Source organism: Micromonospora sp. NPDC002717 (genome assembly GCF_040295705.1).
Lineage (GTDB): Bacteria > Actinomycetota > Actinomycetes > Mycobacteriales > Micromonosporaceae > Micromonospora.
In genome coordinates, this window is sequence record NZ_JBEOVW010000021.1 from 19,679 (window position 1) to 41,369 (window position 21,691).

General features: G+C 70.4%; 19 protein-coding genes. 8 read left to right on the forward strand and 11 right to left on the reverse strand.

What is annotated here, in order from left to right; translation table 11 throughout:
* Positions 1–22 precede the first annotated feature (22 nt).
* From ABT006_RS25830 to ABT006_RS25855, 6 genes are all read right to left on the reverse strand, one after another.
* Positions 23–1,435 carry an FAD-dependent oxidoreductase gene (locus ABT006_RS25830; RefSeq protein ID WP_350710418.1) on the reverse strand — a complete coding sequence of 471 codons (1,413 nt, stop codon included), beginning with the start codon at positions 1,433–1,435 and terminating at the stop codon, positions 23–25.
* 560 nt (positions 1,436–1,995) lie between these two features.
* Positions 1,996–2,787 (reverse strand): YaaA family protein, encoded by a 792-nt coding sequence (locus ABT006_RS25835; RefSeq protein WP_350710420.1) that lies wholly within the window; start codon positions 2,785–2,787, stop codon positions 1,996–1,998.
* Positions 2,787–3,122 carry a DUF1801 domain-containing protein gene (locus ABT006_RS25840; protein ID WP_350710422.1) on the reverse strand — a complete coding sequence of 112 codons (336 nt, stop codon included), beginning with the start codon at positions 3,120–3,122 and terminating at the stop codon, positions 2,787–2,789. The genes ABT006_RS25835 and ABT006_RS25840 overlap by 1 nt, the downstream gene beginning before the upstream one ends.
* A gap of 192 nt (positions 3,123–3,314) precedes the next feature.
* The gene (locus tag ABT006_RS25845) at positions 3,315–4,331 is read right to left on the reverse strand and encodes a hypothetical protein (protein ID WP_350710424.1); all 1,017 of its coding nucleotides are present in this window, start codon (positions 4,329–4,331) and stop codon (positions 3,315–3,317) included.
* Between the two features lie 88 nt (positions 4,332–4,419).
* On the reverse strand, positions 4,420–5,982 hold the full coding sequence (locus ABT006_RS25850) for an MFS transporter (RefSeq protein ID WP_350710426.1): 1,563 nt from the start codon (positions 5,980–5,982) through the stop codon (positions 4,420–4,422).
* Between the two features lie 109 nt (positions 5,983–6,091).
* Positions 6,092–7,276 carry an epoxide hydrolase family protein gene (locus ABT006_RS25855; RefSeq protein ID WP_350710428.1) on the reverse strand — a complete coding sequence of 395 codons (1,185 nt, stop codon included), beginning with the start codon at positions 7,274–7,276 and terminating at the stop codon, positions 6,092–6,094.
* Between the two features lie 480 nt (positions 7,277–7,756).
* On the opposite strand from ABT006_RS25855, the gene ABT006_RS25860 reads away from it, so the two are divergent.
* The 8 genes from ABT006_RS25860 (at position 7,757) to ABT006_RS25895 (ending at position 17,541) form a co-directional block, all read left to right on the forward strand.
* Complete coding sequence (locus ABT006_RS25860) at positions 7,757–8,872, forward strand: pyridoxal phosphate-dependent aminotransferase (protein ID WP_350710430.1); 1,116 nt, start codon at positions 7,757–7,759, stop codon at positions 8,870–8,872.
* 4 nt (positions 8,873–8,876) lie between these two features.
* Positions 8,877–10,475 carry a class I adenylate-forming enzyme family protein gene (locus ABT006_RS25865; RefSeq protein WP_350710432.1) on the forward strand — a complete coding sequence of 533 codons (1,599 nt, stop codon included), beginning with the start codon at positions 8,877–8,879 and terminating at the stop codon, positions 10,473–10,475.
* On the forward strand, positions 10,472–11,272 hold the full coding sequence (locus tag ABT006_RS25870; RefSeq protein WP_350710434.1) for an SDR family NAD(P)-dependent oxidoreductase: 801 nt from the start codon (positions 10,472–10,474) through the stop codon (positions 11,270–11,272). Before ABT006_RS25865 ends, ABT006_RS25870 begins: the two co-directional genes overlap by 4 nt.
* Positions 11,269–12,696 carry an aldehyde dehydrogenase family protein gene (locus ABT006_RS25875; protein ID WP_350710436.1) on the forward strand — a complete coding sequence of 476 codons (1,428 nt, stop codon included), beginning with the start codon at positions 11,269–11,271 and terminating at the stop codon, positions 12,694–12,696. The genes ABT006_RS25870 and ABT006_RS25875 overlap by 4 nt, the downstream gene beginning before the upstream one ends.
* Complete coding sequence (locus tag ABT006_RS25880) at positions 12,693–14,096, forward strand: UbiD family decarboxylase (protein ID WP_350710438.1); 1,404 nt, start codon at positions 12,693–12,695, stop codon at positions 14,094–14,096. The genes ABT006_RS25875 and ABT006_RS25880 overlap by 4 nt, the downstream gene beginning before the upstream one ends.
* A 118-nt stretch (positions 14,097–14,214) precedes the next feature.
* Complete coding sequence (locus ABT006_RS25885; protein ID WP_350710440.1) at positions 14,215–14,562, forward strand: ArsR/SmtB family transcription factor; 348 nt, start codon at positions 14,215–14,217, stop codon at positions 14,560–14,562.
* A 249-nt stretch (positions 14,563–14,811) separates the two neighbouring features.
* A complete protein-coding gene (locus ABT006_RS25890) occupies positions 14,812–16,155 on the forward strand; it encodes an FAD-dependent oxidoreductase (RefSeq protein ID WP_350710442.1) in 1,344 nt (447 codons plus the stop codon).
* A gap of 156 nt (positions 16,156–16,311) precedes the next feature.
* Complete coding sequence (locus tag ABT006_RS25895; RefSeq protein ID WP_350710444.1) at positions 16,312–17,541, forward strand: acyltransferase family protein; 1,230 nt, start codon at positions 16,312–16,314, stop codon at positions 17,539–17,541.
* An 85-nt stretch (positions 17,542–17,626) separates the two neighbouring features.
* Here the strand turns inward: ABT006_RS25895 and ABT006_RS25900 are convergent, their stop codons facing one another.
* The 5 genes from ABT006_RS25900 to ABT006_RS25920 form a co-directional block, all read right to left on the reverse strand.
* Positions 17,627–18,166, reverse strand: coding sequence for a hypothetical protein (locus ABT006_RS25900; protein WP_350710446.1), 540 nt, complete (start codon positions 18,164–18,166; stop codon positions 17,627–17,629).
* Between the two features lie 104 nt (positions 18,167–18,270).
* The gene (locus tag ABT006_RS25905) at positions 18,271–19,335 is read right to left on the reverse strand and encodes a glucose-1-phosphate thymidylyltransferase (RefSeq protein WP_350710448.1); all 1,065 of its coding nucleotides are present in this window, start codon (positions 19,333–19,335) and stop codon (positions 18,271–18,273) included.
* Positions 19,336–19,472: 137 nt separating this feature from the next.
* Positions 19,473–20,426, reverse strand: coding sequence for a quinone oxidoreductase family protein (locus ABT006_RS25910; RefSeq protein ID WP_350710542.1), 954 nt, complete (start codon positions 20,424–20,426; stop codon positions 19,473–19,475).
* 68 nt (positions 20,427–20,494) lie between these two features.
* Entirely contained in the window at positions 20,495–20,761 is a 267-nt protein-coding gene (locus ABT006_RS25915; RefSeq protein ID WP_350710450.1) for a MoaD/ThiS family protein, read from the reverse strand.
* Positions 20,762–20,775: 14 nt separating this feature from the next.
* Positions 20,776–21,642, reverse strand: a complete 867-nt coding sequence (locus tag ABT006_RS25920; RefSeq protein ID WP_350710452.1) for a formylglycine-generating enzyme family protein — start codon at positions 21,640–21,642, stop codon at positions 20,776–20,778.
* Between the last annotated feature and the right edge of the window lie 49 nt (positions 21,643–21,691).

A 21,691-nucleotide genomic window follows, 5' to 3' on the forward strand; every position in this document is an offset into this window, starting at 1 on the left:
CAGTCCGACCGGGGGCCACCGATCATGGCAGCGGATCGCCCGAGCGTGAGCCTGCCCGTCCGGTTACGGCTCCGGTCACGGACTCGTCCGTCCATGACCGGCCCGGTGCGGGGCGGAGGACCGCATGCCGTAGCACCCGGCGCATCATCGCGGGCCGCATGAGCGCCTGAGGGGGATCGATCAGACCCGCCACACGCATGAACCCCTTCGTCACTTCCGGGTCCTGGGTGGCGGCGTACTGAAGGCGGGCCATGTAGGCGTTGCCGATCCGCACCTTGAGGGTGCGCTTGCCCTCCACGCCCGGGAAGTCGAGGTCGCCGCCCGCGGCGATGTCCCACGGGGTGTCGATGACCCGGGACAGGTCAGCGAAGAAGCGCTGCGGTGTGGGCGCACGCCCCTCACGCAGATGCTGCCGCAGCGTCATCGCCTCGATCGCGGCGACGCTCATGCCTTGGCCGTAGACGGGGTTGAAGCTGCAGAAGGCGTCGCCGATGACCAGGTACCGGTCAGGGAGGCGCAGCAGTCGCTCGTACCGCCGGCGGACGCTGGCGGGGAAGCGGAAGGAGACGGGGTCATCGAGCGCCTCGGCGTCGCGAACCGCGTGGTAGACGTCGGGCACCGGCAGGGAACGAACGAATTCGAGGAACGCCCCGGGATCGGTGGGCGGGTAGTCCCCGAGCAGTCCGGTCAGCGAGAGAATGCAGACGTCCCGGCCGACCTGGCCGAAGAAGGCCCCTCGCGGGTGGCCCGGGGAAGCGACCGGGTTGATCGACTGCACGCCGTCGAACATCTCAGGACGGGTGCGGTAGTGCCGGGTCGTGTACGCGAGCCCGACCTTGACCCGTTCCTCCTCCGGCCGCTGGTATCCCAGACTCTCGAGCCAGGCAGGCGTACGGGAGCCTCGGCCGGTTGCGTCGACAACCAGATCGGCATCCAGCACCTCGACGTCGGCGTTTCCGGTCCGCCGCTGCACCCGTACCCCGACGATCTGCTCCCGATCGTCGGTGGCGACAAGGCCGAGCACGTCACACTCCTGTATGAAGGTGACGTTCGGCAGGGCCGCGACCCGGTTGCGGACGTGGTTCTCGAGGACTGGGCGGGGGGCGGTCACCGAGATGAGCCCGGTGTGGGCGGGCTGTATCTTCCGGCCGTTGAAGAACCACCGCATCTCCCCCAGATCGCCGGTGGGCACCCCGCTGGCGCGCAGTTCGTCGGTGATCCCGGGGAACAGTTCCTCGAGGATGAGGTGTCCCCGTGCGTGCAGGCCGTGCGCGTGGACGGTGTGCGGCGCACCCTTGCGAGGCGTGCTGACGCCCAGCACCTTGTCACGCTCCACGACGACGACGTCCGCGTAGGATTCGGCCAGGACCCTGGCCGCGAGGATGCCGCCCATGCTTCCGCCGAGCACGACGGCGCGGGCTCCGATATGACTCATCGACGTTTACCTTCCTGATGGAAACCGGTCGGCCTGCCGCGGTGCGACGTCAGCATGGAGGCGCCTTTCGATGGCGGTCGGTCGGCCGAGGACCGGCCGGGGTTCTCGAAGGGTCGAACCGGCCTGAGCGTCGTTTACGGGGCTACCGCCAGGGTTGTCACCGGCGGCTCCCGTGGCATCTCCCCGCGTGCGATGCCGGCGACGTGCACCAACACGGGTCCGCACCGGTGCGGCAGGCCCGGCCAACGGAGAGTGCGACGCGGTGGGAAGTCTTTGCCGTCAACCGCGAGCGGTCCGGGAACGTGGACGGCCTGGGCGGGCCGTCACGACGGCCGTCACCGGTCCGGACTTGAGCGGAGCCATACCCAGTGCGCGACGACGACCGCCATGTGCAGGGGTGAGCGCCGTGCGGTGGAACCGCCCGTCGAGTGGTGCACGGGAGCCGGGAGCGGTCTTGTCCACGGCTGCCACGAGTCCTCCCACCGCGGCACCGAAAGGTGTCGAGGCGCGCCAAGGCAACCGTGACGAGCGGTAACTCGCAGGACGGGTGCGACGGCTCGTCAGCCCAGATCGTTCAGGCGGACGCTGAGACCCTTTCCTTCGAATTCCTCGCACACGAACGCTGGCTGGCGAGGCTTGCTCAGCGCGGGGTCGTACCGGTAGCCGATCTCGGCGAAATCGAGGAGGTCATCCGGATTCTCGACGCGGGCTGTCAGCAGCCATCGAGCGAAGGCGCCGCGCGCGATCTTGGCGTGCACCACCACGAAACGCGGCTCTCCCGTCTTCGGGTGCACCGTCATGAAGCGGGGACTGATGAACCGGTCCCGGTCGAGGAACGCCGTGACGGTCTTGTTGTACTCCACTGCGGCGAGATTGACGATGACGCCCGCGGACGGCAGACACCGGGCGATGGAGTCGCCCCAGAATTCGTACAGGTTGGAGTAGGGCGGATCGGGCAGCCGGTAGCCCATCTCGAGTCGGTACGGCTGAACCGCGTCGTGAGGACGCAGGATCCCGTACAGACCCGAAAGGATCCGCAGTCGGTCGTCTGCATACGTGCGGTCGGCCGCCGAGAAGTCACACGCGCGCAGCCCGCTGTAGATGTCGCCCGCGAAGCTGTCGATTGCCGGAGACTGCCGCTCGCGCTCGACGCCCCAGCTCGCGAGGAGCGCATGGGTCTTCTCGGCCAGCGCCGGCGAGATCTCCATGACGGTCGCCAACTGCTCCACCGACAGGGTCTGAAGGTAGGCCGCCAACTCCTCGGCCCTGCCGCGCAGTGCCGGCTCGGTCAGTGTCGCGTCGCCGCGGGGCGCCGACCGCATGACCTTGGAGGTGTGGATGAGGACGATCATCACTTGTCGATCGACTTGATGAGTTCCTTGATGACGCGCTTCAGCTCGGTCTTCTTGGCTCGCGCGTCCTTCATGTCCTGGAAGTAGGCCATCCGGCGACCGTCCGTGTAGTTGCCCTCCAGCAGCTTGCTGTCGATGTCCACTACCAGCGGGTTGTGGAACACCAGGTGGACGTGCTCCTTGGCCCACAGGTTGAACGTCGCCAGGTACTCCCCCTTGTAGGAGAACGACGGCGCCTTCCACTTGATCTGCTCGGTGATCTTCGGATTGATGGCCTTGATGCTCTCGCGGAGCATCTCGACCTCCGCCTTGAAGGGGTGGTCGAGTTTGTCCATGAACGCGTCAACCTCGTCAGTCTTGTTGACGGTGTTGTCGACCTTGCCCATTTCGCCTCCGCACCGAGATCGATACCCCTGGCGAGCATACCGAAGTCAGGCGTCGGTTCACGGTGGCAAAACGTGGCCGAGACCTCCGAGCGGGTGGTGGTGCGACCGCCGGCGTCGCACCACCACCCCGTGGGCGAACGGCTATCCCGCCGACCGCAGGACGAAACCCTCCAGCGTGGTGACGATCTCGGACCTGTTCTCGCGGTGGCGCAGGCAGTACGTGGTCGGGTACCAGCCGGCCGTCTGCCACGCCTGCGGCTGCTTGATCGGGAAGCAGCCGTCCGACACGGCGCCCGAGGCGAGCTTCCGGTACCAGTCCTGGGTGACCATGGGCTCGTAGAACGTCAGGCGTCCCGCGTAGGAGCCGTAGATGAAGGTGTGCGTGAAGGGCTGGCCGTTCAGCTCAGGCCCGTTCAGGTCGATCAGGTGGTTGCCCATACCCGGCTCGACGGCCCCGAAGTCGCTGTAGTCGGCAGGCATGTACTTCGCGGGGACGGGCTGGCGACCCACCTCCCAGTCGTCGCAGTTGACGAGCATCCCGCACGGCCCCGGGCGGATGGCCAGCCGCTCCTCGTTGGAGTTCATGTAGAAGTGCACGTCGAAGTGCGGGCGGTCGTAGATGTGTTCGGGCAGATGGCCGGCCGGGTTCCAGTTCATCAGGACGTACTGGAACGGTGTGTTCACCCGCGAGCGGAACTCGTCGCTGAGTCGCAGCGGATGCTCGTACCCGCCCGTGCACTCCGTGTGCTGGTCGGTCACGCCGTCGCCGTTGACGTCGTAGCACCACAGGCCCGCTGTCGGCGGGTGGCTCGGCAGACCGTCGAGCGCGTTCACGCCCATGACCAGGCCGATGGTGTGCGGCACCCCGTTGCGGGACTGCGAGAACGCACGGATCGTGCCGTTCCCCATCCTCGACGACTGCCCGTAGGAGGCGCAGACCCCGAGGTACGAGGCGGTGCGGCGGACGAGGACGTCGGCGGCCTTCTTCGGCACCGTGGCGTTGAACTCGACGCCACTCTTCACGGTCGGTGCGACACAGACCGCCACCCGCGGACCGCGGGCCGAGACGGGATTCGGGGTGAGGGCGACGACGAGCGCGAGCGCAGCCAGCGCGGCCGCCGCCGCCACGGCGACGGTGCGGATTCTTCGACGGGGCATGACGCCTTCCTTCTTGGGAGATGAGGGACCAGGGACGCCCGGTTGCGGTCGGGCGCTGGGCGGACCACCGACGGTCCGCACGACGGGATCACTGAACGGTCTGTCCGGCCTCCGGGGGCATGCCGGGATGCCCCGCGCCGGTGGGCGGCACGGCCCGGAGCCGGACGACGAGGAGCGCCGCGACCGCGAGGAAGAGGACGAGGTTGATCAGGCTGGCGCCGTGCAGCGCCTGCGTGAACGCCTCCCGGGCGGAGTCGAGCAGCTCCGCCGCGACAGGTTGCGGCAGGGTGTCCGCGACGGCCGCGGCGCCGACGATGCTCTCCCCCGCGGCCATGGCGGCCTCGGGCGGCACGGCCGACGGCACCTCGACCGCGGAACCGTAGACAGCCCCGGCGACGCTGCCGAGGATCGCGACGCCGAGCGCCACCCCGAGTTCCCCGCCCGTGGAGGACAACGAGCCGGCGGCTCCCGCCTTCTCCGGTGGCGTCGCGCCCATCAGCACGGCGTTGGCCAGCGTGGCGCTCGGGCTGCCACCCACGTACATGATGACCAGGCCGACGATCAGGGTCGCCAGGCCGCCGGAAACGCTGACCTGGGTGATGACCAGGGCACCGACCGCCGCGAGGACCATCCCGGCCGCGAGGACGTAGGCCGGCCGCACGGTACGGGCGACGGCCGGTCCGATGTTGCCGCCGACGATCATCGCGCCGGCCGGAATCAGCATCCAGAGCGCGACCTTGAGTGGAGACATTCCCTCCACCAGCTGCATGTAGAGGGTCGACACGAGGCCGGCCCCCGCGGTGATGAAGCCGAACGCGAGGCCGAGCAGCACGATCGTGCTCACGACCGGGTTGCGGAAAAGCCCGAGGTCCAGCATCGGGTGGGTGAGATGCCGCTGGCGGGCGACGAACATCAGCGCGAAGGCAAGCCCGACGATGACGGCGCCAATGGGCGTCGGCTGCCAACCGGCCCGTGCGATCTCCTTGAGCCCGTAGACGACCGGCAGGAGCGCGGCGAGCGAGAGCACCGCGCTGAGCGGATCGAGTCGCCCGGGGTGCGGGTTGCGGGCGCCCGGCAGCAGCCCTGGTCCGACCACCAGCAGCAGCGCCATGACGGGAACGCCCATCAGGAAGATCGAGCCCCACCAGAACGAGTCGAGCAGGAGGCCACCGACCACCGGGCCGAGGATCACGCCGAGCATGATGGAGGTCCCCCAGATGCCCATCGCGGCGCCCATCTGCATCGGATTCGGAAAGAGCTGACTGATCAGGGCGAGCACGGAGGGCATCACCGTCGCCGCCGCGATCCCGAGCAGGGCGCGGGAGACCAGGAGCATCTCGATCGAGGTCGAATAGGCCGCGAGCAGTGATGCGACCATGAAGCCGGCGGCGCCACCGAGCAGCACGTTGCGGTGGCCGGTCCGGTCGCCGAGGGTCCCCATGAGGACCAGGAATCCGGCGATCATGAATCCGTAGATGTCGGTCACCCACAACTGCTGGGTGCTGTTGGCCCCGAGATCGGTGGCGAGCCGGGGCAGGGCGAGGATCAGGACGCTGATGTCCACCGTGGTGAGCAGGGTGGGCAGGCACAGCACGGCGAGCGCGAGCCATTCGCGGCGGCCCGCCCGGGGTCCCATGTCAACTGTCGTCACCTTGCTGTCCCTCCATCGATCGGTATCGCCTTTCAGACATGGACGTGTACGTGCGGTCGGACGGATGACGTCGCTCCGCGCGGGGCGGCCGGTAGCAGCACACCGCCGGTCAGGCTGCGGTCCGCAGCGACCGGAAGAAGGTCCGGACATCGCCGACCAGCAGCTCCGGCACCTCCATCGCCGGGAAGTGCCCGCCCCGGTCGAACTCGGTCCAGTGCGTGATGGTGGAGAAGTCCCGGTCGGCGAAGCGACGGATCGGGACGATGCAGTCCTCCGGGAAGACGGCCACGCCGAGCGGCACCGTCAGCGGCTGCTCGCGGTAGCCGGCCAGCATGTCCCCGTTCGGGTCCTCGGTCGCCTTGCGCTGCTGCTCGGTGATCTCGCAGTACAGCTGGGCCGACGATCCCGCCGTGTTGGTCAGCCAGTAGATCATCACGTTGGTCAGCAGCAGGTCACGGTCGATCACGTCGTCGGGCAGCTCGGCGTCGGTCCACTCCTTGAACCGCTCGACGATCCAGGCCAGTTGGCCGGCCGGCGAGTCGTTCAGGGCGTAGGAGACCGTCTGCGGACGGGTCGAGAGCAGCTTTCGGTATCCGGAGCCGTCGGCGTCGAAGCGCGCCAGCCGGCCCAACCGGGCCATGTCCTGCTCGCTGAGGCCGTCCAGTTCTGCCGGATCACCGGAGGGGAACACGGTGAGCATGTTGCTGTGCACGCCGACGACGTGCTCGGGGTCGAGTCGACCCACCGCGAGGGAGATCGGTGAACCGAAGTCCCCGCCCTGGGCGCCGTAGCGCTCGTAGCCGAGGCGACGCATGAGCTCAACCCACGCCGCCGCGATGCGGTCGACGGTCCACCCGGCCGCGGGCAGCGGGCCGGAGAAGCCGAAGCCGGGAATCGACGGAATGACCAGGTGGAACGCGTCGGACCGGTCGCCGCCGTACGCGGCGGGATTGGTCAGCGGGCCCACCACGTCGAGGAACTCCGCCACCGAACCGGGCCACCCGTGAGTCATGATCAACGGCAGTGCGTCCGGCTCGGGCGAACGTACGTGCATGAAGTGCACGGTGGTGCCGTCGATGGACGTGGTGAACTGCGGCAGGCGGTTGAGCCGCGACTCGGCCTGGCGCCAGTCGTAACTGGTCAGCCAGTGGGCGACCAGTTCCTTGAGGTACGCCAACGGCACGCCGCGCGCCCAGCCCGTCTCCGGAAGGTCCGGCGACCATCGGGTCTGTGCCAGGCGACGGCGCAGGTCGTCGAGTTCGGTCTGCCGGATGTTGATCTGGAATGGCTGCACTTGTCCCTCTCCTCGTCAGTGGCGCCGATCAGCTCACCCGGAGCACGGCCCGGCGGTCACTCGTCACACGCCCCGGAACGACGCTCCGACAGCAACGAACCCGTCGATGCCGACCATGACCGTGGCACCAGGCCGACGGCCCGCGCATCTCCTGGAATGCGGCGCAGGCCGGTCACCTGGGACTTCAGCGGGGCGCGGGAACGATCGCGGTCCGCCGGCGTCGGACCCCGACACGTCCGGACCGCCGACACGTCACCGCGACAGCCAGCGACGACGAGCGCACGCACAGAGATGCCGGCGTACGGCGGCAGTTGGAATCGTGAGCCGCGGCGTCATCGGCCCAGCCGATGGGCGCCCTCCCCCTGCCGAACACGAGGAGTGTGATTACCGGTGACCACGCCGAACATCCCTGCGCGGACCGCGAGAAGCCCCCTCTCGAGCCGGACGAGCCATTTCGTCCTGCCGAAGCAATGGGCGTCGATGCGCCGGGCCGAGCAACTCGAACGGGAAACCGGGAACCGGGTCATCCACCTGGAAAAGGGCGACTTCCAGGGCGAGGAGTTCCGCCCGGCACCACACATCCTCGAGGCCTGCGCCAAGGCGGTGCACGACGGGCACGTGCGCTACGTGCCCGGTCCGGGCCTACCGGAACTGCGGGACGCGATCGCGGAGGAGGCGACGCGTCGGGGACGCCCGACCGCCCGCGAGGAGGTCCTGGTCACCATGGGTGCCAAGCACGCGCTGACGCAGAGCCTGCTCACGCTGGTCGACAACGGCGACGAGGTCATCTTCCCCAACCCCGGCTATCCGCCGGACGAGTTCTGGATCACCTATGCCGGCGGGCGGGTGGTCTACGCCCCGCTGGTCGAACCGGACTTCCACTTCGACATCGATCAACTGGCCCGCCTGATGAACGGCCGCACCAAGGTTCTGATCATCAACACCCCGCAGCGACCCAACGGGATGACCGTCGACCGGTTGGCGGAGATCAGCGCGCTGTGTCAGCGGCACGACGTCATGGTGATCTCGGACGAGATCTTCAGCCACATGGTCTACCCGCCCGCCGAACATCGCACCATCGCCGCCGTCGACGGCATGGCGGAGCGGACGCTCCTGGTGGACACGTTCAGCAAGAGCTACATCATGACCGGCTTCCGGATCGGCTGGTGCGTGGCGAACCGGGACCTGATCACCGCCATGGACATCTTCCAGCAGAACTCGGTGACCAACGTACCCGCGTTCGTCCAGATCGCCGCCCTCGCGGCACTCACCGGGCCGCAGGACCACGTCATCGCCACCCGCGACCGCCTGCGGGCCAAGCGCGACCGGACGGTCGCGGCGCTCGACGCGATGCCCGGCATCAACTGCACGGCCCCCGACGGCTCCTTCTACGTCTTCCCGGACATCCGTGGCACCGGAATGACCGCCCAACAGTTCACCGACCACCTGATCGACCGGCACTCGGTGGGAGTGGTCGCGGGCACGGCGTTCGGCGACCGGGGCGAGGGGCACGTACGCATCACGTACGCCGTCCCGGACGACGTCCTCGAGGAGGGCCTGAGCCGGATCCGCCAGGCCGTCGAGAATCTCGGGTGACCGCATGGACATCGGTCGGATGTTGGCGTGGGGCGCGGCACGCCACCCCGAACAGCGGGCGGTGGGTGGACGGCGGCCGCTGACGTTCCGCCAGTGGGACGCGTACACCAACCAGCTCGCCCGCACGCTGGCGGACCTCGGCGTCCGGCGCGCCGACCGCGTCGTGCTCCACCTGGCCAACGGCACGGAACTGGCCAGTCTCTACCTGGCGGTGCAGAAGCTGGGGGCGGTGGCGGTGCCCCTGTCGACGCGGTTCGGCCCCGCGGAGATCGGGCACTGCCTGCAGGACTGCGCTCCCGTGCTGATCGTCACCGACGCCACCACCTCCGGTCAGTCCCGGGCCGCCCCGGTCGCCCTGCCCGACGCGCCGAGGCGGGTGTACGTCGGTGACCCGCGGGACGCCCCCGCCGGCGAGACCGCGTTGGCTCCGCTCGTCGGGGCGCAGCCGGACGGCCCGATACCCGTCACCGTCGACTCCGGTGACCTGAGCGTGCTGCTCTACACCTCGGGCACGACGGGACGTCCCAAGGGAGTTCCCCGTACGCACGCCGCCGAGCACGCGGCCACCGTGGCGCACGTGCTGCAGTCGGGGCACCGCAGCGGCGACGTCACGCTCGGAGTGATGCCGCTGTTCCACACGATGGGTGTCCGCACCCTCCTCGCCAGCCTCCTGGTCGGCGGCACCTGGGTACCGCAACGCCGGTTCGACGCCGACGAGTCGTCGGAACTCGTCGTGCGTGAGGGCGTCACCTCGCTGTACCTGGTGCCCACCATCTACTGGTCGCTGCTCAACACCGGTCGGATGCACGAGCTGACGTCACTGCGGCGGCTCGGGTACGCGGGGGCGCCCATGGCCCCTGACCTCGCGCGCCGCCTGGCCGGCACGGTCCGTCCGCACACGTTCGTCAACCACTACGGCAGCACCGAGATCTACACGTTCACGGTCGAGCCCGATGTGGCGGCGCGGCCGGGCAGCGCGGGCCGCGCCGGGATGTTCTCCCGCGTGCGTGTCATCGCCAACCGGGCCGGTGCCGACGCCGAGGACGTGGTGGCTCCGGGCGAGCCGGGGCAGGTCATCGCGTCCATGGACTCCCCGGAAGCCTTCTCGGGCTACTGGGCACGGGGCGACGCCGACGAGGCGGCGATCCGCAACGGGTGGTACCACACCGGCGACCTGGCGATCCGCGACGAGCAGGGAAACCTGTGGTACCAGGGCCGCGTCGACGACATGATCATCTCGGGTGGCGAGAACATCTACCCCGCCGACATCGAGGCCGCGCTGGCCGCCTCCCCTGCCATCGGCGACAACGTCGTGGTGGGGCTGCCCGACGAGCGGTGGGGACAGGCGGTGACGGCATTCGTCGTACCCCGGGATGGGCTCGACCCCGAGAAAGCCGTCCGGGAGGTCCAGCACTTCATCCGGACCTCATCAGGCTTGCCGTCGCTGAAGCGCCCCAAGCGAGTTGTCGCCGTGGACCGGATTCCGCGCTCCCCGGTCGGCAAGATCCTGCGTCGGCAGCTCACCGACGGCGGGTACGACGCCCTCGCCGACACCGCGTCGGGCCCGCACCCATCCAAAGGACCGGAGGTGCCAGCACGATGAGTGTCCTCCCGATGCGCGCGGCGTCCCTCGCCGGCCTCGCCGGCCGCACGGTGATCGTGACCGGCGCGGCCGCCGAGATCGGCAGCGCGTACGTGCGGGCGTTCACCGCGACCGGCGCGAACGTCGTGGCCGTCGACCTGCTGCGGTCCGCCCGGCAGGCGCTCGCCATGACCCGGGCCGCGACGCGAGACGGTCCCGGCCGCGCGGTCTTCGCCCCCGCCGACGTCGCCTCCGAGTCCGACTGGCGGCTCGTGGTGGAACGGACCGTCGCCGAATTCGGCGCCCTGGACGTGCTCGTCAACAACGCGGCCGTCTATCGGAAGATCGGCGAGAAGCGCCCTCTGACCGACCTCGTCGTCGAGGATTGGGACGACGTCTTCGCGGTCAACGTCCGGGGCACCTGGTTGGGAATCCGAGCCGTGGCGCCGACCATGACGGATTTCGGCGGCGGCAGCATCGTCAACGTGTCCTCCGTGGTCGGGCGGATCGGGGCGGTCGGATTCGCCCACTACGTCGCCTCCAAGGCAGCGGTGGAGGGGCTGACCCGTGCCGCGGCCCGGGAACTCGGCGGACAGCACATCAGGGTCAACGCCATCGCCCCCGGCCTGGTCGACAACGACGCCAGCAGGTCACTGAACACCGAGTCGTACCTCACCGCGTCGGCCCGGGCGCGCTCCCTGCCCAGACCCATGCAGGCCAACGACCTCGTCGGCCCGCTGCTCTGGCTGGCCTCGCCGGCCTCGGCGTTCGTGACCGGACAAACCGTCATCGTCGACGGCGGGCAGGTCTTCTCATGAACCCCGACATCCCGTCGCCCGCCGAGCCGGACGCGTACGTGCGACCGGTGGATCCGACGACCCTCGCGCCGCTGACGCCGGTTGCGGTCACGACCCGCGCCGAACTGGACGAGGCGGCGGCGCAGGCACACGGGGCGCTACGCAGTCCGTGGGCGCTCGACGCACGACGCCGGGCCGCCACACTCCATCAGTGGGGCGAGGCGCTCGCCGCGCACGCGACCGAACTGGCCGACGCGCTGGTGACCGAGACAGGCAAGACCAGATCCGAGGCCCATCAGGAGATCCGTGCCTGCGTCGACGCGTTGACCTACAACGCGGGACTCGCCCGACACCTCGGCGGCATCGCCGGCACGCTGCCCGACGGCACGGTCGCGCACGTCGTCCGGGAACCGGTCGGGGTGACCACGTTCATCGTGCCGTGGAACTGGCCGATGCTGCTGCTCATCCGGGACCTGGCACCGGCGCTGGCCGCCGGCGTCACCGCGCTGGTCAAGCCGGCGCCGCAGACCAGCCTCGTCACCGGCCGGGTGCTGGCGCTCGGCCGCGAGGCCGGGCTCCCCGCCGACGTCGCGCACCTCGTCGTCGGCGGTCCCGCCGTCGGTCGGGCCAGCGTCGCACACCCCCTGGTGCGGGCGGTCGCGTTCACCGGCTCGACCCGGGTCGGTACGGAGATCCTGCGCTCCGCAGGCGACGGAATGAAGCGCCACCTGCTCGAACTCGGCGGGAAGGCGGCCACCGTCATCTGCGCCGACGCCGATCTGGAGGCGGCGATCGCCGCAGTCGTCAAAGCGGTCGTGGTGACCTGCGGGCAGATGTGCATGGCCTGCACCCGCGTCCTGGTGGCCCGCCCGATCCACCAGGACGTGCTGCAGGCCGTCACCGCCGGTCTCGACGGCGTCCGCGTCGGTCACCCGGGCGACCCTGCGACGGAGATGGGTCCGCTGGTGTCCCCGGCCGCCGGAGACCGAATGGCGGCGACACTGGCCGACGCCGCCGCACGGCACGGTGTGCACGGCGGCCAGCGCGTCCACCTCGACGCTCTGGCGGGGCACTTCGTCCGGCCGGCCGTCGTCACGGGGGCGACACCGGACTCGCCGGTCGTCCAGCGGGAACTGTTCGCCCCGGTGGTGACCGTCGAGCCGTTCGACGACGAGACGGAGGCGGTGCGGCGGGCCAACGCCACACCGTACGGCCTCGCGATGAGCGTGTGGACCAGGGACCTCGACCGCGCGTGGCGCATCGCCCGTCGCCTCGAGGCCGGCACCGTCTGGGTCAACGGGTACAACCACTCGTACCCGGAGACACCCAGCGGAGGCTTCAAGTCCTCGGGAATCGGCCGCACCCGCGGAACCGTCGGGCTGGAACAGTTCACCGAGCTCAAGCACATCCACTTCACCGTCCACGCTCCTGGTGGCCGACCGTGACCATCCCCGCCCCGTCGACCGGTACGCCACCGGGCTGGCCCGCGGCGCAGAACCTACGGTCATGGCTGACGAAGCTCGATGCGAACGGCCGCCTCGGCCGGGTACGGTCACTGGTGGACCCGGACCAGGAGGTCTCGGCCGTGTTGGAGCGCCTCGACGGGCGGCGGTCGGTGCTCTTCCTCGACGTGGCCGGTGCCTCGTTCCCCCTCGCCGGAAACCTCGTCCGCAGCCGTGCCGACCTCGCCGAGGCGATGGACTGCCTCCCCCACGAGACGACCACCCGCTACCTCGACGCACTGACCGCACCACGGCCCTGCGCGCCGGTGCCCGACACCGCCGCGGCAGTGCTCACCCACCGCTTCGACGGCGACGCGCTGCTGTCCCGGCTTCCCCTCACCGTGCAGCACGAACACGACGGTGGCCGCTACCTGACCTCGGCGATCCTCGTCGTCAGAGATCCGGCGACCGGAAAGACGAACCTGTCGATCAACCGCATGCTGGCCGTCGGCGAACGGACCCTCCGGACACTCGTCCTGCCGGGACGCCTGCGCCGGATCCTGACCGCGACGGAACGCCGCGGGCTCGACCTCGACGTGGCGATCGTGGTGGGCGTCGATCCCCTGCTGGCCCTCGCCAGCCAGGCCCCGGCGGCGGACCGCGCCTTGGACGACCTCGAGGTGGCCAGCGCGCTACGCACGACACCGCTTCCGGTCGTCGCCTGCCCGACCAGCGGTCTGCCGGTGCCGGCCGACGCTGAATTCGTCCTCGCGGGACGCTTCCGTGCCGGCGTGCGCGCGCCGGAGGGGCCGTTCGGCGAGTTCCCCCGCACGTACGGGCCCACCGCTCCGGCGCCCGTGATCGAGCTGACCGCCGGCTGGCACAGCGGCGCGGCCGTTTTCCAGACGATCCTCTCCGGTGGCCGCGAGCACTTCCTCCTCGGCGGGATACCGCGCGAGGCGGCGTTGCTGCGGATGCTGCGCCAGGCGCACCCCGACGTGGTGGCCGTCCGGCTGCCGGAGGCCGGCTCCTGCCGACTGCACGCCGTGGTGTCCGTACGCGGCGGCGCTGCCGCGTCCGCCGTGAACGTCCTGCTCGCCACCCTCGGCGGGGCCAGCGCGGTCAAGTACGCGGTGGTGGTCGACGACGACGTGGACATCCACGACGACGAACAGGTGGGATGGGCCCTGGCGACGCGGGTGCAGGCGGACCGGGACGTCGTCGTCATTCCCCGCGCCGCCGGCAGCAGCCTCGACCCGTCCGCCGTCGGCGGGGTGACCGCGAAACTGGGCATCGACGCCACCGTTCCGGCGGGCGGGCACGACCGCCATGCCCGGATGCGAACCCGGCCAGGTCGGCCGGAGCGGATCGCGCGGTACCTCGCCGAGGCCGCCTCCTCATGATCAACAGCCGGCCCGGCACTCCGCGCCCACGCGACCCGCTGGCGCGGTCCGCCGCCCGCGGCCGGGCGCAGCAGCATACGGCTCGGCCGCCCGGCCCAGAGACGGAAGGTCACCATCTGTGGCATCAGACGATCTCAGCCGAATCCTCGCCGCCCTGGCCGATCCGACCCGGCGGGCGATCCTCGCCCGGCTCGTGTCCGGCGAGGCGAGCGTCACGGAGCTGGCCGCCCCGTTCGCCATGAGCATGCCCGCAGTCAGTCGCCACCTGCGCGTGCTCGAACGGGCGGGTCTGGTCGGGCGGCGGCAGGACGCGCAGCGGCGCCCCTGCCGACTGGACACCAGGCCCCTCGAGGTGGCGGCGGCATGGCTGGGGGGCATCATCGCCGACGCGGACGCGACGCCTGCCGCCGCGCGCGCGAAACGGGACGCCCCGGTTTCCGACCCGCGGCAGCGCACCGCCAAATAGCGCGCAATTCCGTCGGCCCGGCACCCTTCTCCGTGCCGCGTCCACCATTTTCGACCCTGGCCGCTCGCCCCGCAACGAGCAGCAGGTCACCGGGTGTCTAGGGCAGTCAGGAAGATGCTCGCCGAACGCCCTGACTGAAACGATCCCACACAGAGCCGGCCCGGATGGCGATTCGACGCCGCTCGGACGCCGAAACGGTTTCCCGTCGACGTGTCGCAATCGTTCATTACCCAAGGGAGACGAATGTCAATGAGCAAATTCGTCGGAGAACGTGCCGTGGTGCTCGGGGGCAGCATCACGTCGCTCTTCGCCACCAGCGCCCTGTCGGAAAGCTACCGCGAGGTGGTCGTCGTCGACCGGGACGAACTCCTCGGCGTGCGCGAGGCGCGTCGGGGCGCGCCTCAGGCACGGCACATCAACGGCCTGCTGGCCCGCGGCGCCCGCGCCATGGAGGAGCTCTTCCCCGAAATCACCGCGCAGATGATCACCGCCGGGTGCCCGCAGACCGACCTGTCCGGCACGGTGCGGTGGTACTTCAACGGCAAGCCCCTCAAGCAGGTCCGCGCTGGCCTCACCAATGTGGGCGCGCGACGGCCGATCATGGAGGCGCACGTCCGGGAGCGGGTGCAGGCCCTCGGGAACGTGACCTTCATGGAGCGCTACGACATCACCGGCCTCTCCACCAGCCCCGACCGGTCCCGGGTGACCGGGGCCCGGGTCCAGCGGCGTGACGGCGGCGCGGAGGAGACGCTGGAGGCGGATCTGGTCGTCGACGCCACCGGCCGCGGCTCCCGCACGCCGGTGTGGCTGGAAGCCCTGGGCTACCCGCGCGTCGAGGAGGAGGGCACGAAGATCGGTCTGGGCTACGTGACCCGGCACTACCGGCTGCGTACCGACCCGTTCGGCACCGACCACTCGATCATCGCGGTGGCGAACCCGACCCTGCCCCGCGGCGCCATCTTCACCAAGACCGACAGCGGCCTGGTGGAGTTGACCGCCTACGGCCTCCTGGGCGACCACCCACCGACCGACCCGGACGGCTTCAACGCGTTCGTCAAGACGCTGGCGGCGAAGGAGATCCACGAGGCGATCATCGAAGCCGAGCCCCTCGACGACCCGGTGCTGTTCCGATTCCCGACCACGCTGCGGCGCCGCTACGACCGGATGTCCCGGTTCCCGGAGCGACTGATCGTGCTCGGCGACGCGGTGTGCACGCCGAATCCGGTCTTCGCCCAGGCGCAGAGCCTCGCCGCCCTGCAGGCTCTGGCGTTGCGGGACCGGCTGCGCCTCGGGGCCCCACCCAGCTCGCTGGACTTCATGCGCGAGGTCGGCCGGATCATCGACCCCGCCTGGGACATGACCGAAGGGATCAACCTGAGCTTCCCCGGCGTCGAGGGCAACCGGACTCCGATGCTCAAGCTGATGCAGGCGTACATGTACCGCGTCCAGATCGCCGCCACCCGCGACGCCGCCGTCACCGAGCAGTTCATGCGCTCCGCCGGCCTGGTCGATCCGCTCGAGGCGCTGATGCGCCCCAGCATGATCCTCCGTGTGCTGCGCGGCTCCCGGCCGCAACCGCAAGCCGCCGCCTGAGGCACCTCGCCCCCACGCCCGCCCCGCCCGGCACCGGTGCCGGTGGGCGCCGACCAGCCCGGTCGGCGCCCACCGCCGCTCGCATCCTCATCCCCTGTCGCCTCGCCCGATCCTGTCGGCACCGCCGACGGGCAACCCGCACCCGGAGGTGCATCCATGACGATCACACAGCCCGGAGCGGGGCCGGAAACCCCCGCGGGGACCGGCACCCGCTCCCGCCTGCCGTCGCTGACCGGTCTGCGGGCAGTCGCCGGCCTGTCGGTGTTCATCACGCACGGGCTCGCCCTGGGCCTGTTCACCGACCCTGCCGTAATGGTCGAGTACGTCCGCTACGGCGCCAACGCCGGCATGTTCGGCCTGAGCTTCTTCTTCGTCCTCACCGGCTTCGTGGTGACCTGGACGGCGTCATCGAAGGACAGCGCGCGGCAGTTCTGGCGTCGCCGGTTCTTCAAACTCTTCCCCAACCACGTCGTCGTGTACGCCATCATCATCGCGCTGTGGATCCCCACCGGGGTGCCGATCAAGGCGGTGGAGGCCCTGGCCGGGCTGCTGCTCGTCAGCGCCTGGTTCCCGTCCGAGTCCTTCCTGTTCAACAACCTCAACGGTCCGATGTGGTCGGCCAACATCGACGTGCTGGCCTACGCGGCGTTCCCCCTGCTGTACGTCCTGGTCAAGAAGATCCGACCGAACCGCCTGTGGGGCTGGGCCGTGGGCGTGACCGCCCTGTCAGCGCTGGTTCCGGTAGTCGCCAACGCCTTCCTGCCCGACCAGCCGCCATCCCTCGTGGCGCCCGAGGTCTCCTGGTCCCAGCACTGGTTCGGCTTCTACTTCCCGCTGACTCGGGCACTGGAATTCGTGGTCGGTATCATCATGGCCCGCATCGTCCTGACCGGCCGGTGGATCGGTCTGGGGGCGCTGCCGGCCTCGCTGCTGACCATCGGCTTCTACCTGGCAACCCTCGACGTGCCGGTCTTCTACGGCTACACCTTCGTGCCGCTCATCCCGATGGCCCTGCTGATCCCCGCCTTCGCGGTCGCGGACGTGCGGGGCCACCGGACGCTGGCCAACGGCAAGCTGATGGTCTGGCTGGGCGACCGGATGTACGCCTTCTTCGTCATCCACGTCACCGTGATGTTCATGGTCCACGCGGCGTACAGCGGAGAGAACGGCGTGGTCGGCATGTACACCCGCAAGACGTTCGACCTCGGCACCGGAATACTCGTCCTGATCTCCACGTACCTGGTCTGCCTGGTCCTCGCGTCCATCCTCTACGCGCTCGTCGAACAGCCGGTCATGCGCCGGTGGTCCCGGCCACGGCGGCGGGGCCACCGGCAGGAGGGTCTGACGGGACCGCTGCCCGGCGCCGCCGGCGAACGGACCTCCTGACCAGCGCGACACGCGCGCATGCCCACGGGTACGACGACGGGGCCACCCGGCACATGCCGGGTGGCCCCGTCCTCGTAACTACGACTCAGGTCCAGCCGTCGGTCAGCACCGCCAGGACCACCGGCTGCGCACGGGGCCCAGGCACGACGTGCGTGGCCACGCGCAGCGTGCCCGACACAAAGACCAACCAACCCGGCCGCGACGCCGGAGCGAGTGTCAGGGGAACGTACGTCGGCAGGTGCAGCCGCCGCAGACACCGTAGGACGGCACCCGTACGGCACGCGGCCTGGTCGTGGCTCTCCCCCGCCAGCTCCGCCGCCTCTCGCGCCAGCGCGGCATGCTCGGCCAGCGACCGGTCCCACTCCGCCGGGGAGGACGTCCGCACCGCCGCGACGTCACAAACCAACCGGCCGGCGCCAGTCACCTCGAGGGACACGCCGTCTGCCGTCGCCGTGACGGTGGTCGTGGCGCCCCGGTGCAGCGAACCGCCGGTGGACACGAACGCGCTCGCCGCCGCGGGTGCGACCCCGGCCGTGGGGTCCGCGGCTGGTCGCACCGCGACGGCCAACTCGACGCCGAGCAGGTCGCGGAGGGCCGTCTCGACGCACGTTGACAGCGCGGCCATGTTCGTCGGGACATCAGCCGCACCGTCGACCGGCACGGCACGGCGGGACGCGACCGCCCGGAACGGTGACACGGCCGGCAGTCGCGACACAACTGCCGGACGGCTCACCACGGCACGTCGATGCGCGCGTGGTCACCGCTGACGATACGGTGGCCGGCGTGTCGATCACCGCGGCCGATCTCGGCTCCGCGACCGATGATCGAGTCCGTCAGCCGGGTCACCTGCGAGATCTGCGCACCGTCCATGACGACGGACCCGGACAGCTCGCTGCCCCGGATGAGGCAGTCACGGCCGACCGAGGTGTAGGGGCCCACGTGGCTATCCTCGATCACCGAGCCGGGGCCGATGATCGCCGGACCTTCGACATGGCTGCGGATGATCCGCGCACCCGCCGCGACGGACACCCGGGGACCCACGGCGCTGAACGGATCGACGTCGCCACCGCGCTGCGCGTCGACGCCCTCCAGCAGACGTCGGTTGCCCGCCAGGACGTCGTCGCTGTCGGCCACGTCCTGCCAGTAGCCGGTGTACTCGCTGGCCCGTACGGCGACACCCTGGTCCACGAGCCACTGCACCGCGTCCGTGAGCTCGAGCTCGCCGCGGCGGCTGGGCCGGATGGCGTCGACGGCCACGTGGACCGCCGGGGTGAAGAAGCAGGCCCCGATGAGTGCGAGGTTGCTGCGGGGCCGCTGGGGCTTCTCCACGAGACGGACCACCCGGCCGTCCCGATCGAGTTCGACCACTCCGAAGGGCCGTGGGTCGGGGACCTTCTGCACGAGGAGGTGCGCGCCGGCGCCGCCCCGTCGGAACTCCGCGGCACCGCCGCCGAGGCCGTCGGGAAGCAGGTTGTCGCCGAGGTGGAGCAGGAAGTCGTCGTCACCGAGATACCCCCGCGCGACCCGCACGGCGTGTGCGAGTCCCCGCGGCGACTCCTGGGTCAGGTAGGTGATCTCGACGTCGTTCCAGGATCCACCCCCGAGCGCCTGCCTGATCTGCGATCCGTGGTCGCCGACCACCATGCCCACCTCGGTGATCCCGATGTCGCGGATCCCCTGTAGGACGTGCTCGAGCAACGGCCGGTTCGCCAGTGGAACCAGTTGTTTGGGCAGCGAGTGGCTGATCGGCCGCAGCCGGGTACCCGAGCCGCCGGACAACACCAGAGCCTTCACGATTTCTCCCGTCGGTTCGGGCGACGTCGTCCGGCGGGGGCCGTGGTGCACGAGAACCGTGCCCCCGGCGCCACGGAACGACGCACGCCGGGCCGGGTCAGGGCAGGCCGGCGAACCGGCCTGCCCGTACGCCGAGGTCAAGGCAGAAGCAGGATCTTGCCGCGCGTACGACGCGACGCCAGCTCGTCGTGGGCCGCGGCCGCGGCGTCGAGCGGGAAGGTGGCGTGCACCCGTACGCGCAGCCGTCCGGCGACCACGTCGTCGAACACCGCCGAGGCGCGGCGGCGCGTCTGCTCAGGGGTGCGGTCGTAGTGACTGAGCGACACCTTGGTGAGGAACAGCGATCCGTACGAGTTGAGCAGCTGCGGGTCGACCGGATCGACCGCTCCGCTGACCTGGCCGTAGAGCACGAACGTGCCACCCGGCCGAAGGCAGGCGAGCCCGTCGGTGAAGGTGTCCCGTCCGACGGCGTCGTACACCACGTCGACGCCCCGTCCTGCGGTGAGCTCGCGGACCTGGGCGGGAAACGACGTGCGACTGTAGTTGATCACGTGGTGGGCGCCGGCGGCGAGCGCCGCCGGCGCCTTGTCGTCGCGGGAGACCGTGCCGATGACGGTCGCGCCGCGCCGTGCGGCGAACTGGCACAGCATCCCGCCGACGCCGCCGGCGGCCGAGTGCACCAGACAGACGGCGCCCTCGGACGGCGCATACACCTCCGTGGTCAGTAGATGCGCCGTCATGCCGTGGACAAGGGCTGCCACCGCGTCGGTGAGGCTCAACCCGTCGGGCACGGGCACCAGCCGTGCCGCCGGTAGCAGGCAGTGGGTCGCGTACGAACCCGGCTGCCCCATCCACGCGACCCTGTCCCCGACCGCGACACCGGTGGCGCCCGCGCCGACCGCGACCACCGTTCCGCTCCCCTCGAATCCAGGGGTGAAGGGCAGGGACACCGGGTAGACGCCACTGCGCTGGTACAGGTCCACGACGTTGACACCCGCGGCCGCGACGCGGACGAGGACGTCACCCGCCGACACCTGGGGAAGGTCGGTATCGCGGACGGTCAGGACCGCCGGGTCGCCGTACGCCTGCATGACCACCCGGCGCGGGACCGTGCCCGCGCCCGTCCGCGGCGGCCCAGGTGTTTCCGCGGACGACGTCATCAGCCACCCGCCATCGGCGCGATGATGGTCACGACAGCGTCGGGCCCGACCGTGGCGGCGGCCCGCTGGTGCCGGGGGATCATCTCGTCGTCGACGCACATGTTGAGATAGCGCAGCGGCTCGCCGTCCGCGTCGAGCAGCCGCCGACCGAACTCCGGGTGACGCGCGGCGAACTCCCGGACGACGTCGTCCAGCGGGCCGGATGTGCCCTCGAAGTCGGTCCGGCCCTGCGGGGTCCAGACGGCGGGCACCACGATTCTGACCATGTGTCTCCTCGAATCTAGACGTCGGAGGCGCAGCGGAAGCCGTGCGCGAAGCTGGACCATCCATCGGGGTCCCCGTGCATGCGCTCGCTGCACCTGACCTGGTAGCGGAAGTTCATCCACGAGCCGCCACGGATGACGCGGTACCTGCCCATCGCCATCCGCACCGTCGGGTCGCACCGGGTGCTGTCGTCGTAGAGGCGCGACAGCGTCGAGGTCCACTCGTAGACGTTGCCGGCCATGTCCGCACAGCCGAAAGGGCTGTCGCCACGACCACGGAAGGACCCGACCGGGGACGTACGGGGAACCGGCCCGATCCGTTCGCACTCGGCCCGCCACCACTCCTGCCACGCCGACAACGAGTGCAGCGGACCGGCGTGCAACTCCGCGGTGTTGGCGGCTTCGACGTCCCACTCGTCGCCCCAGGGCCAGATTCGGAAGTCGGGTCCCCGGGCGGCGAACTCCCACTCGGCCTCCGTGGGCAGCCGCCGACCGGACCAGCGGGCGAACTCGTTCGCGTCACGCCACGAGACGTGGACGACGGGATGGTCGTCGAAGTCGGGGTCTCCGGTGCCCGGGCCGCCCGGAGCACACCAGGTGACCCCTTCGCGCTCGATCCAGCCCTGCTCCGTGTAGACCAGGCCGAAGCCCCGCCGCTCCGCCTCGGTCCGGTAGCCGGTGTCCCGCACGAACCGGGCGTATTCGCCGACGGTGACCGGGAACCGGTCGATGCGGAACGGCTTGACGACGGTGGTCACCTGCGGTGTCTCGTCGGCGAACCACAGCCGGGGCAGCGGTTGGTCGGCCGCCTCGAGCCAGTCGATCACCCAGTCCGGACTCCCCTGCCGGAACGCACCGCCCGGTATCCGGCACATCTCGCCCATCGCGTCCCCAGCCTTCTACCGCCGGACGGTGCCTGCACCAAATCCGGAT

Bases quoted from the DNA above. Each gene is read 5' to 3' on its own strand.
- ABT006_RS25835 (WP_350710420.1), bottom strand. From the start codon at position 2,787: ATGATCGTCCTCATCCACACCTCCAAGGTCATGCGGTCGGCGCCCCGC.
- ABT006_RS25870 (WP_350710434.1), top strand. From the start codon at position 10,472: ATGAGTGTCCTCCCGATGCGCGCGGCGTCCCTCGCCGGCCTCGCCGGC.
- ABT006_RS25910 (WP_350710542.1), bottom strand. From the start codon at position 20,426: ATGCAGGCGTACGGCGACCCGGCGGTCCTGACCGTCCGCGATACCGAC.
- ABT006_RS25900 (WP_350710446.1), bottom strand. From the start codon at position 18,166: ATGGCCGCGCTGTCAACGTGCGTCGAGACGGCCCTCCGCGACCTGCTC.
- ABT006_RS25915 (WP_350710450.1), bottom strand. From the start codon at position 20,761: ATGGTCAGAATCGTGGTGCCCGCCGTCTGGACCCCGCAGGGCCGGACC.
- ABT006_RS25895 (WP_350710444.1), top strand. From the start codon at position 16,312: ATGACGATCACACAGCCCGGAGCGGGGCCGGAAACCCCCGCGGGGACC.
- ABT006_RS25845 (WP_350710424.1), bottom strand. From the start codon at position 4,331: ATGCCCCGTCGAAGAATCCGCACCGTCGCCGTGGCGGCGGCGGCCGCG.
- ABT006_RS25860 (WP_350710430.1), top strand. From the start codon at position 7,757: ATGCGCCGGGCCGAGCAACTCGAACGGGAAACCGGGAACCGGGTCATC.
- ABT006_RS25875 (WP_350710436.1), top strand. From the start codon at position 11,269: ATGAACCCCGACATCCCGTCGCCCGCCGAGCCGGACGCGTACGTGCGA.
- ABT006_RS25890 (WP_350710442.1), top strand. From the start codon at position 14,812: ATGAGCAAATTCGTCGGAGAACGTGCCGTGGTGCTCGGGGGCAGCATC.
- ABT006_RS25830 (WP_350710418.1), bottom strand. From the start codon at position 1,435: ATGAGTCATATCGGAGCCCGCGCCGTCGTGCTCGGCGGAAGCATGGGC.
- ABT006_RS25865 (WP_350710432.1), top strand. From the start codon at position 8,877: ATGGACATCGGTCGGATGTTGGCGTGGGGCGCGGCACGCCACCCCGAA.
- ABT006_RS25920 (WP_350710452.1), bottom strand. From the start codon at position 21,642: ATGGGCGAGATGTGCCGGATACCGGGCGGTGCGTTCCGGCAGGGGAGT.
- ABT006_RS25840 (WP_350710422.1), bottom strand. From the start codon at position 3,122: ATGGACAAACTCGACCACCCCTTCAAGGCGGAGGTCGAGATGCTCCGC.